10 protein-coding genes and 1 pseudogene are annotated in these 11,348 nt (G+C 71.1%); 7 read left to right on the forward strand and 4 right to left on the reverse strand.

Annotation, left to right across the window (positions count from 1 at the left end; translation table 11 throughout):
- Positions 1-135: 135 nt before the first annotated feature.
- On the reverse strand, positions 136-789 hold the full coding sequence (locus tag FGD71_RS46500; RefSeq protein ID WP_119106798.1) for a pirin family protein: 654 nt from the start codon (positions 787-789) through the stop codon (positions 136-138).
- 61 nt (positions 790-850) lie between these two features.
- Here FGD71_RS46500 and fasR point away from each other — a divergent pair, with 61 nt between their 5' ends.
- From fasR to FGD71_RS46525, 5 genes are all read left to right on the forward strand, one after another.
- Positions 851-2,056 (forward strand): fatty acid biosynthesis transcriptional regulator FasR, encoded by a 1,206-nt coding sequence (gene fasR, locus FGD71_RS46505; RefSeq protein ID WP_119106690.1) that lies wholly within the window; start codon positions 851-853, stop codon positions 2,054-2,056.
- Positions 2,057-2,145: 89 nt separating this feature from the next.
- On the forward strand, positions 2,146-3,084 hold the full coding sequence (locus FGD71_RS46510; protein WP_119106691.1) for an ACP S-malonyltransferase: 939 nt from the start codon (positions 2,146-2,148) through the stop codon (positions 3,082-3,084).
- A 16-nt stretch (positions 3,085-3,100) separates the two neighbouring features.
- On the forward strand, positions 3,101-4,132 hold the full coding sequence (locus FGD71_RS46515) for a ketoacyl-ACP synthase III (RefSeq protein WP_119106692.1): 1,032 nt from the start codon (positions 3,101-3,103) through the stop codon (positions 4,130-4,132).
- A 102-nt stretch (positions 4,133-4,234) separates the two neighbouring features.
- Complete coding sequence (locus FGD71_RS46520; protein ID WP_119106693.1) at positions 4,235-4,483, forward strand: acyl carrier protein; 249 nt, start codon at positions 4,235-4,237, stop codon at positions 4,481-4,483.
- 106 nt (positions 4,484-4,589) lie between these two features.
- A complete protein-coding gene (locus FGD71_RS46525; protein ID WP_119106694.1) occupies positions 4,590-5,861 on the forward strand; it encodes a beta-ketoacyl-[acyl-carrier-protein] synthase family protein in 1,272 nt (423 codons plus the stop codon).
- An 81-nt stretch (positions 5,862-5,942) separates the two neighbouring features.
- Here the strand turns inward: FGD71_RS46525 and FGD71_RS46530 are convergent, their stop codons facing one another.
- Complete coding sequence (locus FGD71_RS46530; protein ID WP_119106695.1) at positions 5,943-6,437, reverse strand: DUF3145 domain-containing protein; 495 nt, start codon at positions 6,435-6,437, stop codon at positions 5,943-5,945.
- Positions 6,438-6,704: 267 nt separating this feature from the next.
- Between FGD71_RS46530 and FGD71_RS46535 the strand changes: the two genes are divergently transcribed.
- Complete coding sequence (locus FGD71_RS46535; protein ID WP_119106696.1) at positions 6,705-7,616, forward strand: SGNH/GDSL hydrolase family protein; 912 nt, start codon at positions 6,705-6,707, stop codon at positions 7,614-7,616.
- A gap of 315 nt (positions 7,617-7,931) precedes the next feature.
- Here the strand turns inward: FGD71_RS46535 and FGD71_RS46540 are convergent, their stop codons facing one another.
- Positions 7,932-10,409 carry a beta-glucosidase family protein gene (locus FGD71_RS46540; protein WP_240437107.1) on the reverse strand — a complete coding sequence of 826 codons (2,478 nt, stop codon included), beginning with the start codon at positions 10,407-10,409 and terminating at the stop codon, positions 7,932-7,934.
- A gap of 113 nt (positions 10,410-10,522) precedes the next feature.
- On the opposite strand from FGD71_RS46540, the gene FGD71_RS46545 reads away from it, so the two are divergent.
- Entirely contained in the window at positions 10,523-11,119 is a 597-nt protein-coding gene (locus tag FGD71_RS46545; RefSeq protein WP_119106698.1) for a TetR/AcrR family transcriptional regulator, read from the forward strand.
- Here the strand turns inward: FGD71_RS46545 and FGD71_RS46550 are convergent.
- Positions 11,106-11,291, reverse strand: a pseudogene (locus tag FGD71_RS46550) (Rid family hydrolase); the annotation flags it as partial. The gene FGD71_RS46545 and the pseudogene FGD71_RS46550 sit on opposite strands and share 14 nt — an antisense overlap.
- Positions 11,292-11,348: the final 57 nt, after the last annotated feature.

Raw genomic sequence — 11,348 nt, forward strand, 5'->3', positions numbered from 1 at the left:
GAGGGGCTGACATACCCAGCCCGTCCGGCGTTTGAGGACGAGGCCGTTCAGGCCGATTCGGGGGTCTGGGGGCGCAGCCCCCAGGAACGGGATGGGACGGGTAGGGGCGGCGGGGGCGAGAAAACCTGCCCAGCGCTACCCGGACATCTCCCACAGCAGCAGCTCCGCCGGAGAGTGAGCCACCGCCTCCAAATCCTTCGCGTCCGTGATCCGTGCGGCATCCCCGGGGCCCAGCCCCACACCGTCCAACCACACTTCTCCGCGCACGACATGGACGTACACGAACGAACCGTCCGGCACAGCCGTCCGCTCCCCCGCTCCCAACCGCCGCACATGCAGCATCGCCCCCGCCTCCGGCACCGCGTACGGCGTGGAGTCGGCGATGCCGTGGACGATCTCGTACGCGGGGTCGCCCCCCGGCTCCAGCGGCGCCAGCCACATCTGGACGAAGACCAGCGGCTCGGCGGCGTCGTTGCGTTCGACGTGGCGGACGCCGCCCGCCGAGCTGAGGCGCTGCACGTCCCCGGGCCGCACCACCGACTCGTGGCCCGCCGAGTCGCGATGCGTCAGCTCGCCCGAGACGACCCAGGTCACGATCTCGGTGTGGCTGTGCGGATGCTCGTCGAAGCCGGCGCCGGGCGCGAGCCGCTCCTCGTTGCAGGCTATGACCGCGCCGAAACGGAGGTTGTCCGGGTCGTAGTGGGGCCCGAAGGAGAAGGCGTGCAGGGACTCGATCCCGGCCGCCCGGTCGCCTCCGCGGTAGCGCGCGTCGGCGCGCCGTACGTCCATCACAGAGCCCACGGTAGACCCGCCGCCGCACCCGCCCGTCCGGATAAGGCAGTCTTGTCCCGTGCCCGAACCCGAAGCCAGCAATACCGAACGCCCAGCGCACAGCGTCCACGCGCACTCCGCGACCCTGAAACGGCTGGAGAAGTCCTCCGGAAGTCTCGCCGCGCAGGCCATCGCGCGCATGGACGAGACGCTGCCGTGGTACCGGGCCATGCCCCCGGAGAACCGGTCCTGGATCGGTCTGGTCGCCCAGGCCGGTATCGCCGCTTTCACCGAGTGGTTCCGGCATCCCGACGCGCCGCAGGCCATCTCCACCGATGTCTTCGGCACCGCTCCACGCGAGCTGACCAGGGCGATCACCCTGCGCCAGACCGTGGAGATGGTACGGACGACCATCGAGGTGATGGAGAGCGCGATCGACGAGGTCGCGGCTCCCGGTGACGAATCGGTGCTCCGCGAGGCACTGCTCGTCTACGCCCGCGAGATCGCCTTCGCCACCGCCCAGGTGTACGCGCAGGCCGCCGAGGCGCGCGGCGCCTGGGACGCCCGGCTGGAGTCCCTGGTCGTCAATGCCGTTCTGTCCGGTGAGGCCGACGAGGGGGCCGTGTCGCGTGCCGCAGCCCTTGGCTGGAATTCGCCGGAACATGTGTGCGTGGTGCTGGGCACGGCTCCCGACGGTGACAGTGAGCTGACGGTCGAGGCCATCAGGCGGGCCGCCCGGCACGCCAAGCTCCAGGTGCTGACCGGTGTGCTCGGTGACCGGCTCGTCGTCATCGCGGGTGGCAGTGACAATCCGCTGGCGGTCGCCAAGTCGCTGATCGGGCCGTATGCCGCGGGGCCCGTCGTGGCCGGGCCGGTCGTGCCCGACCTGCTGGCGGCGACCCGGTCCGCGCAGGCCGCGGCCGCCGGGCTGAAGGCGTGTTTCGCCTGGCAGGACGCCCCGCGGCCGGTACTGGCGGACGATCTGCTGCCGGAGCGCGCGATCGCCGGCGACCCCTCGGCGCGCGAGCAGTTGGTGGAGGAGATCTACAGACCGCTGGAGGAAGCCGGGTCCGCGCTCCTGGAGACCTTGAGTGTCTATCTGGAACAGGCGAGCAGTCTCGAAGGCGCCGCCAGGATGCTCTTCGTTCACCCCAACACCGTGCGCTACCGGCTTCGACGTGTGACTGACGTCACCGGCTGGTCGCCATCCGATGTACGCTCCGCCTTCACGCTGCGAATCGCGCTGATCCTGGGGCGTCTGGCCGATGGAGATCCTCAACTCTAGGTTTTTGTCGGGGCCCTACAATTCCCCTTCCTGTTCTTCGTCCTTGTCCCCACGGGCGGCCGAAGCCGTCCACAAGAGAGAGTGTGAGAGTGCTCGTACTCGTCGCTCCCGGCCAGGGCGCCCAGACGCCCGGCTTCCTGACCCCTTGGCTTGAACTCCCCGGTGCCACCGACCGCCTCGCCGCGTGGTCGGACGCCATCGGGCTCGACCTGGCCCACTACGGCACGCAGGCCGACGCGGACGAGATCCGTGACACGGCGGTGGCCCAGCCGCTCCTCGTCGCGGCCGGAATCCTGTCCGCGTCCGCGCTGGGCGAGGTGGCACCGGGTGCCGTCGCGGGCCACAGCGTCGGCGAGATCACCGCCGCCGCCTTCGCGGGCGTCCTCGACGACACGGCCGCCCTGACACTGGTCCGCAAGCGGGGCCTGGCCATGGCCGACGCCGCCGCGATCACGCAGACCGGCATGTCGGCGCTGCTCGGCGGCGAGCCGGAGACGGTCGTGCCGCACCTGGAGAAGCTGGAGCTGACTCCGGCGAACGTGAACGGGGCGGGCCAGATCGTGGCCGCCGGCACCATGGAGCAACTGGCCGCGCTGGAGGCGGAGAAGCCCGAGGGCGTACGACGTGTCGTGGCTCTCAAGGTCGCCGGCGCTTTCCACACGCACCACATGGCCCCCGCGGTCGACACCCTGCGGGCGGCCGCAGCCGAGCTGACGTCGGCCGACCCGCGCGTCACGTATGTCTCGAACAAGGACGGCCAGGCGGTCGCGACCGGCGCCGAGGTGCTGTCGCGGCTGGTCGGGCAGGTCGCCAACCCGGTCCGCTGGGACCTGTGCATGCAGACCTTCAAGGAACTGGGCGTGACCGCGCTCATCGAGGTGTGCCCCGGCGGCACGCTGACCGGTCTCGCCAAGCGCGCGCTGCCCGGCGTCAAGACGCTGGCGCTCAAGACCCCTGACGATCTCGACGCTGCCCGCGAGCTCATCGCCGAGGCGTCGACACCTGCCGCTGACGCGGCGGGCGCCTGACAAGGAGCGCGAGAGCATGTCGAAGATCAGGCCCAGCAAGGGCGCCCCGTACGCACGGATCCTGGGCGTGGGCGGCTACCGCCCGACCCGGGTCGTGCCTAACGAGGTGATCCTCGAGACGATCGACTCGTCCGACGAGTGGATCCGCTCGCGCTCCGGCATCGAGACCCGGCACTGGGCCTCCGACGAGGAGACGGTCGCCGCGATGTCGATCGAGGCTTCCGGCAAGGCGATCGCCGACGCCGGGATCACGGCCGAGCAGATCGGTGCCGTGGTCGTCTCCACCGTCTCGCACTTCAGCCAGACCCCGGCCGTGGCCACCGAGATCGCCGACAAGCTCGGCACCGACAAGGCCGCCGCGTTCGACATCTCGGCGGGCTGCGCGGGCTTCGGCTACGGCCTCACGCTCGCCAAGGGCATGGTCGTCGAGGGCTCGGCGGAGTACGTACTCGTCATCGGCGTCGAGCGCCTGTCCGACCTGACCGACCTGGAGGACCGCGCGACGGCCTTCCTGTTCGGCGACGGCGCGGGCGCGGTCGTCGTGGGCCCCTCCCCGGAGCCGCACATCGGCCCGACCGTCTGGGGTTCCGAGGGCGACAAGGCAGGCACGATCAAGCAGACTGTGCCGTGGGACCGCTTCCGGATCGGCGACGTGTCCCAACTGCCCCTCGACTCCAAGGGCGAGATCAAGTTCCCTGCGATCACGCAGGAGGGCCAGGCGGTGTTCCGCTGGGCCGTGTTCGAGATGGCGAAGGTCGCCCAGCAGGCGCTGGACGCGGCCGGAATCACCGCGAACGACCTGGACGTCTTCATTCCCCACCAGGCCAACGAGCGGATCATCGACTCGATGGTGAAGACGCTGAAACTGCCGGAGCACGTCACGGTCGCCCGCGATGTGCGCACCACCGGCAACACCTCGGCCGCCTCGATCCCGCTCGCGATGGAGCGGCTCCTGGCGACCGGCGAGGCGAAGAGCGGCGACACCGCGCTCGTCATCGGCTTCGGGGCGGGTCTCGTGTACGCCGCGACGGTCGTTACCCTCCCCTAGGCACTCCGTGCCGGATCTTCGGATCCGGTGCGGGCCCTGCAACACCTGCCGCTGACGCGGCGGGCGCCACACCCTCTGGATATCTACAAAGGAGCGCCTCACATGGCCGCCACGCAGGAAGAGATCGTCGCCGGACTCGCCGACATCGTGAACGAGATCGCCGGGATCCCCACCGAGGACGTCCAGCTGGACAAGTCCTTCACCGACGACCTGGACGTCGACTCGCTGTCCATGGTCGAGGTCGTCGTCGCCGCGGAAGAGCGCTTCGACGTCAAGATCCCGGACGACGACGTCAAGAACCTCAAGACCGTCGGCGACGCGACCGAATACATCCTCAAGCACCAGGGCTGAGCACCCCTCCGCCCGGGCGCTGCAGTCCCCGCCACCCGGCGGTGGCGCCGTTGTCCCCGCCTTTGCGGGGGTTGTCCTCCTCGTATCCGTTGGAGAAAGAATTCCCGTGAACTCGACCAATCGCACCGTGGTCGTCACCGGTATCGGCGCAACCACACCGCTGGGTGGCGACGCGGCCTCGACCTGGGAGGGCCTGATCGCCGGACGTTCCGGTGTCCGCCCTCTGGAGCAGGATTGGGCCGCCGAGCAGGCGGTCCGTATCGCGGCGCAGATCGCCGTGGAGCCGGGTGAGGTCATCCCTCGCCCGCAGGCCCGCCGCCTGGACCGCTCGGCGCAGTTCGCGCTGATCGCGGCCAAGGAGGCCTGGGCGGACGCCGGTTACACGGACAAGGCGGGTGAGGGCGCGGACGTCGACCCCAACCGGCTGGGCGCTGTCATCGCCTCCGGTATCGGCGGCGTCACGACCCTGCTCGACCAGTACGACGTGCTCAAGGAGAAGGGCGTACGCCGGGTCTCCCCGCACACCGTGCCGATGCTGATGCCGAACGGCCCGTCAGCCAACGTGGGTCTGGCGGTGGGCGCCCGCGCGGGCGTGCACACTCCGGTCTCCGCCTGCGCGTCGGGCGCCGAGGCCATCGGCTACGCGATCGAGATGATCCGCACGGGCCGCGCCGACGTCGTCGTCGCCGGTGGCACGGAAGCGGCCATCCACCCGCTGCCGATCGCCGCGTTCGGCAACATGATGGCGATGTCCAAGAACAACGACGACCCGCAGGGTGCCTCGCGTCCCTACGACACCGGACGTGACGGCTTCGTCCTCGGCGAGGGCGCCGGCGTCATCGTCCTGGAGTCGGCCGAGCACGCCGCCCGGCGCGGTGCCCGCGTCTACGCGGAGGCGGTCGGCCAGGGCATCTCCGCCGACAGTCACGACATCGTGCAGCCGGAGCCCGAGGGACAGGGCATCTCGCACGCGCTGCAGAACCTGCTCGACAGCACGGACCTGAACCCGGCCGAGATCGTGCACGTCAACGCGCACGCCACCTCGACCCCGGCCGGCGACATCGCCGAGCTGAAGGCGCTGCGCAAGGTCTTCGGCGACGACACCGACCACTTCGCGGTCTCCGGCACCAAGTCGATGACCGGTCACCTCCTCGGTGGCGCGGGCGGCGTGGAGTCGGTCGCGACGGTGCTCGCCCTGTACCACCGGGTGGCTCCGCCGACCATCAATGTCGAGAACCTGGACCCGGAGGCCGAGGCCAACGCCGACGTCGTCCGCGGCGAGGCGCGCAAGCTTCCCGTCGAGGGCCGTATCGCCGCGCTGAACGACTCGTTCGGCTTCGGCGGGCACAACGTGGTGCTGGCGTTCCGTACTGTCTGACGCGCCTGAACCGGCGCCTACGCGCCTACGACGAAGGCCCACCCGATACACCGGGTGGGCCTTCGTCGTGCGTGGACGGCTTCAGACGACCTGGTGGAGCCAGCGCACCGGGGCGCCCTCGCCCGCGTACCGGAAAGGCTCCAGCTCGTCGTCCCAGGGCTTGCCCAGCAGCTTGGTGAGTTCGGACTCCAGGTCCGTCTCGCCGCTCTGGGAGCGGGCGAGGGCGGCGCGCAGCCGGTCCTCGGGGATGAGGATGTCGCCGTGGATGCCCGTCACAGCGTGGAAGATGCCCAGGTCAGGGGTGCAGCTGTAGCGCTCGCCCTCGGCCGTGGCGCACGGCTCGGCGGTGACCTCGAAGCGCAGCATCTGCCAGCCGCGCAGCGCGGAGGCGAGCTTGGAGGCGGTGCCGGCCTCGCCCTGCCAGGAGAACTCGGACCGCCATGTGCCCGGAGAGGCGGGCTGCCGGATCCAGTCGAGGTTGACGCGTGTGCCGAGCACGCCCGCGATGGCCCATTCGACGTGCGGGCACAGCGCGCGCGGCGCGGAGTGCAGGTAGAGAACTCCACGTGTCGTCACTGGGACCTCCGGGCAAGCGGGACATCTTGTAACTTAGCGGAACGTCTGTGGCAGGACGGCCACGGGGCGAGGCTACCGTGCGACGGCGCAAGGAGTGTGACGTACCGTCGGTCCCAGCGCCGGGAAACTCGGAGGTTTCACCCGGCGGGACGCGTGCCGGGCCCCCAGCCGGGGGCCCGGGAGTTGTCCTGGCGGGCAAACACAGCCATCCAGGGGGACGCCACGGCGGGTGCCTGCCGTTGCCCGACGAGCGAGGGGATCTTGGGGATGTGGAAGCGCGGCCACCGTTCACGCACCGTCGTCACGACCGCGGCGGCGGTGCTGCTGGGTGTCGCCGGGTGGGCCGCGTGCGACGCGAGCGGCGGCAACGCCCCAGGCCCCCAGGGCAGCTCCACACCGTCGAAGCCGTCCCCGAAGCCCACTCCCACCTGGGACCGCAGCCCCCGCTCGCTGGCGGCGGTCGGCGACTCCATCACGCGTGGCTTCGACGCGTGTTCGGTCCTGGCCGACTGCCCCGAGTCGTCCTGGGCGACCGGCAGTGACGCGCAGGTCAACAGCCTCGCGGTGCGGCTGCTCGGAAAGGCCGGGGCGGCCCGGCGCAGTTGGAACTACGCGGTGTCCGGCTCCCGGATGGCCGACCTGCCCGGCCAGATGGCACAGGCGGCGACGCGGAAGCCGGAGCTGGTCACGGTGATGGCCGGCGCCAATGACGCCTGCCGTGCGTCGGTGTCCGCGATGACATCGGTGTCGGACTTCCGCGCCCAGTTCGAGGATGCGATGACCACGCTGCGCGAGGCGCTGCCCAAGACGCAGGTGTATGTGTCGAGCGTTCCCGACCTGAAGCGGCTGTGGTCCCAGGGGCGGACCAACGAGCTCGGCAAGCAGATCTGGAAGCTGGGCATCTGTCCGTCGATGCTGGCCGACGCGGACGCCCTGGACTCGGCGGCGACGCTACGGCGCGACACGGTGCAGGACCGCGTGGAGGCGTACAACGAGGTCCTGGAAGAGGTGTGCAAGAAGGACCTGCGGTGCCGCTTCGACGGCGGGGCGGTCTTCGACTTCCGCTTCGGCACCGCGCAGTTGAGCCCCTGGGACTGGTTCCACCCGAGCAAGAACGGGCAGGCACGGCTCGCAGAGATGGCGTACCGCGCGGTCACGGCGACAAAGCCGTCCGACTGACGAGTCGTTCCGCCCCCGCCGCCCCTACCCGTCCCATCCCCAGGGGCTCCGCCCCTTCGACCCCGGGTTGTGTCTCGGCTGCGGGTTGGTCGTGGCTGGTCGCGCCCACGCGGCGGAGCCACATATGTCACAGCCCCGCGCCCCTGAAGGGGCGCGGCCGAGCCACCCAGCCCGTCCGGCGTTTGAGGACGAGGCCGTTCAGGCCGATGGGGGTCTGGGGCGGAGCCCCAGAAGGATGGGACGGGTAGGGGCGGCGGGGGCGGAAAAGCCGCGCGTGTCCCGGTACCCCGGAGCCCCGGTACCCCGGTACCCCGGTCAGACGGTGATCGTCGTCGCGACCCGGCGGTCCGCGATCGAGCGGCCGGCCTGCACCTCGTACGCACCCTTCACGAACGCCCACGCGTTCGAGGTCTCGTCCCAGATCTCGAAGGCGCGCCGCGGGAGTTCGACCGTGACCTCGGCGCTCTCGCCGGGGCCGGCCTCGACGCCGGCGAAACCGGCGAGCCGGCGGGCAGGGCGGTCGGCGTCCGCGTCCGTCGGCGCGAGGTAGACCTGGACGACCTCGCGGCCCGCACGCGCACCGGAGTTGGTGACGCGGACGGTGACCGTGGTGCCCTCGGCCTCGATCGACTCGTACGTCCAGGTCGTGTAGCCGAGTCCGTGCCCGAAGGCGTACGAGGGAGTCCGGCCCTCCTTCTCCCAGGCGCTGTAGCCGATGAACACGCCCTCGCCGTACTCGAGTCGGCCGTCGGCCGGGGTGACCTGAGTGACCGGGGCGTCCTCGAACGTGCCCCAGGTGGTGGGCAGCCGGCCGCCCGGCTCGTGCGCGCCGGTGAGCACATCGGCGAGGGCGTCGCCGCCCTCCTGGCCGGGGAACCAGCTGAGCAGCACGGCGGCGACCTCGTCGCGCCAGGGGAGTTCCACCGGGGAGCCGGAGTTCACGACCACGACGGTGTTCGGGTTGGCGGCGGCGACCGCGCGGACCAGGTCGTCCTGGCGGCCAGGAAGCCGGAGGTCCGACCGGTCGAAGCCCTCGGACTCGACGCGCTCGGTGGTGGCGACCACGACGACCGCGGTGTCGGCGGCGCGGGCCGTCTCGACGGCCTCGGCGATCAGCTCGTCGGGGTCGCGCCGCGGTTCCTGGTGGGCGAGCGTGAAGCCGATGACCGGCATGGGGATGTTCTCGGGGAGGGTGGTGACGTAGGTGAGGGAGACGTCGACCGGCTCGCCCGCGAGCAGTTCGACCTGGGCGTGGGGCGTCGGAGCCCGGAAGAGCCCCTCGAAGCGGTCGTCGGTCTCGGGGCGCTGGACGTCGTCGAAGTACGTCGTGCCGCCGACCGTGAGCGCGAACGCGCCCAGGCCCTTGATGCCGAAGGTGTGCGGGCCGCTCACCCGCGGGGTGAAGGTGCCGGTCAGTTCGACCGTGTGCAGGGTGGCATGGGTGACGCCCTCGGGCAGGTCGTCGCCCATCCACTGGATGTGGCCGCCTGGGGCGGAGCCGGTGCCGATGACGTTGCCGTCGGCGTCCCGGCAGACGGCGCGCAGCTCGAACCCCTTGTCGGCGACGGCGAGTTCCTCGTTCGGGTCGGCGCCGAGCGCGTAGGTCACAGTGCCCTCGGGCAGAGCGGCGGTGAGGCCGTCGAGCGGTGAGACGATCCGGGCGGGGAAGACGATGGCGGAGCCGCCGCCGAGGACGCGGGCGTCGCGGGCCGCGGCGCCGATGAGGGCCACCTTGTGCCCGGTGGGCAGCGGGAGGGCGCCGTCGTTGCGGACGAGGACGAAGGAGCGGCGGGCGATCTCCCGGGCCAGCGCCTCACCGTCGACGGTCCCGGGCAGTTCGGTCACGACCGGCTCGGCGCCCTCCAGGATCCCGACGCGGGCGGCGAGGCGCAGCACGTTCCGCACCGCCTCGTCGACCTTCGCCTCCTCGACCTGGCCGTCCCGTACGGCCCTCGCGAGCGCGTCGCCGTACACGGTCCGCGGGCCGGGCATCGCGATGTCCAGGCCGCCCTCGACGGCGCCGGTGGTCGACCGGGCGGCCGTCCAGTCGGAGACGTTGATGCCGTCGAAGCCCCATTCGCCGCGCAGGACTTCGCCCACGAGGTGGTGGTGCTCGGTCATCGTCGTGCCGTTGACCGAGTTGTAGGCGGTCATGATGCCCCAGGGGTGGGCGCCGGCGACGATGGTCTCGAAGGGGGCCAGGTAGAGCTCGCGCAGGGCGCGTTCGGAGACCACGTTGTTCACCGTGAAGCGTTCGGTCTCGGCGTCGTTCGCCACGAAGTGCTTGACCGTGGTGCCGACGCCGCCTTCCTGTACGCCGCTGACGTAGCCGCAACCGATCCGCCCGGTCAGATACGGGTCCTCGCTGTACGCCTCGAAGTGACGCCCGCCGAGCGGGGAGCGGTGGAGGTTGATGGTGGGCGCGAGGAGGACGTGGACGCCCTTGCGACGGGCCTCCTGCGCGAGGAGGGTGCCTGCGCGGCGGGCCAGGGCCGGGTCCCAGGTGGCGGCGAGGGCGGTCGGGGACGGCAGTGCGATGGACGGGTCGTCGGAGGTCCAGCGCACGCCCCGTACACCGATCGGGCCGTCCGACATGACCAGGGACTTCAGTCCGATCTCGGGCAGTGCGGGCAGGGACCACATGTTCTGTCCGGCGAGCAGCCGCGCTTTGGCGTCCAGGTCGAGTGCGCCGAGCGCCGCCTCGACCACCGCTTCGCGCGCCTGGTCGGCCGGGCTGAGGGGGGTTCCCCCTGCGTGAGCGGGGCCGAGACCTTGCGTGGGGGTTCCTGCCATCGCGGTGCCTCCTCGTTGAAGTCCGTTGCGTCCGGCCATCCTGCATCGATCACCAGTAGATCGGTAGGTTTGGTTATATTGCCGTGACGTACGGTCCTCTGTGAGTCGCACGCATGTCGTACGGTGACGTCATGACGACCAGGGCGATCAGAGGCGCGGAGCGGCGTGCGGAGATTCTCCGGGCGGCCCTTGAGGTGATCGCCGAGCGCGGCTACCGGGGCGCGAGCCTGGCCGCGGTCGCGGAGCGGGTGGGGCTCACCCAGCAGGGGCTGCTGCACTACTTCCCCACCAAGGAGGCGCTGCTCGTCGCCGTCCTGGCCGAGCGCGACAAGTGGGACGCGATGCCGGACTCCCAGTGGCGGCTCGATCTGCTCGCCTCGCTCACCGAGTACAACGCGATGCGACCGGGCATCGTGCAGACCTTCTCGGCGCTGCTCGGCGAGAGCGTCACGGAGGAACATCCGGCGCGCGAGTTCTTCACCGAGCGGTACGAGGCCGTGCGCGCGACCATGGCGCAGGTGCTGCGCGCCGAGTACGGGGAACGACTGCCCAGCGGGCTCACGCCGGAACGAGCCGCTCCCCTGCTCGTCGCGGTGATGGACGGGCTGCAGTACCAGTGGCTGCTGGCGCCGGAGGACGTGGACATGCCCGGGGCGTTCCGGGACTTCCTCACTCTGCTCGGCGAAACGCCTGGCGTCAGCGAGGACTGACCGCGGCGACGACCTCGGCCTCGATCTGCGCCTCCGGCTTGAACAGGCGCGGCACCTCCAAGGTCATGCTGGTGGGCGGCGTGCCGGTGAGGAACTCCTGACGTACGGCGCCGTATTCGTGCCGCTTGCCGATGTCCGTCAGATACGTGCGGATGTTGATGACGTCGGCGAGGGTCGCACCGGTCGCTCACGCCCTCGGCGGAGGCGTTCCTGGAGGCGCTGCGGGAGG

The sequence above is a fragment of the Streptomyces sporangiiformans genome, from assembly GCF_005768555.2.
GTDB classification, from domain to species: domain Bacteria; phylum Actinomycetota; class Actinomycetes; order Streptomycetales; family Streptomycetaceae; genus Streptomyces; species Streptomyces sporangiiformans.

Bases quoted from the DNA above. Each gene is read 5' to 3' on its own strand.
- FGD71_RS46515 (WP_119106692.1), top strand. From the start codon at position 3,101: ATGTCGAAGATCAGGCCCAGCAAGGGCGCCCCGTACGCACGGATCCTG.
- FGD71_RS46500 (WP_119106798.1), bottom strand. From the start codon at position 789: ATGGACGTACGGCGCGCCGACGCGCGCTACCGCGGAGGCGACCGGGCG.
- FGD71_RS46520 (WP_119106693.1), top strand. From the start codon at position 4,235: ATGGCCGCCACGCAGGAAGAGATCGTCGCCGGACTCGCCGACATCGTG.
- FGD71_RS46535 (WP_119106696.1), top strand. From the start codon at position 6,705: ATGTGGAAGCGCGGCCACCGTTCACGCACCGTCGTCACGACCGCGGCG.
- FGD71_RS46545 (WP_119106698.1), top strand. From the start codon at position 10,523: ATGTCGTACGGTGACGTCATGACGACCAGGGCGATCAGAGGCGCGGAG.
- FGD71_RS46540 (WP_240437107.1), bottom strand. From the start codon at position 10,409: ATGGCAGGAACCCCCACGCAAGGTCTCGGCCCCGCTCACGCAGGGGGA.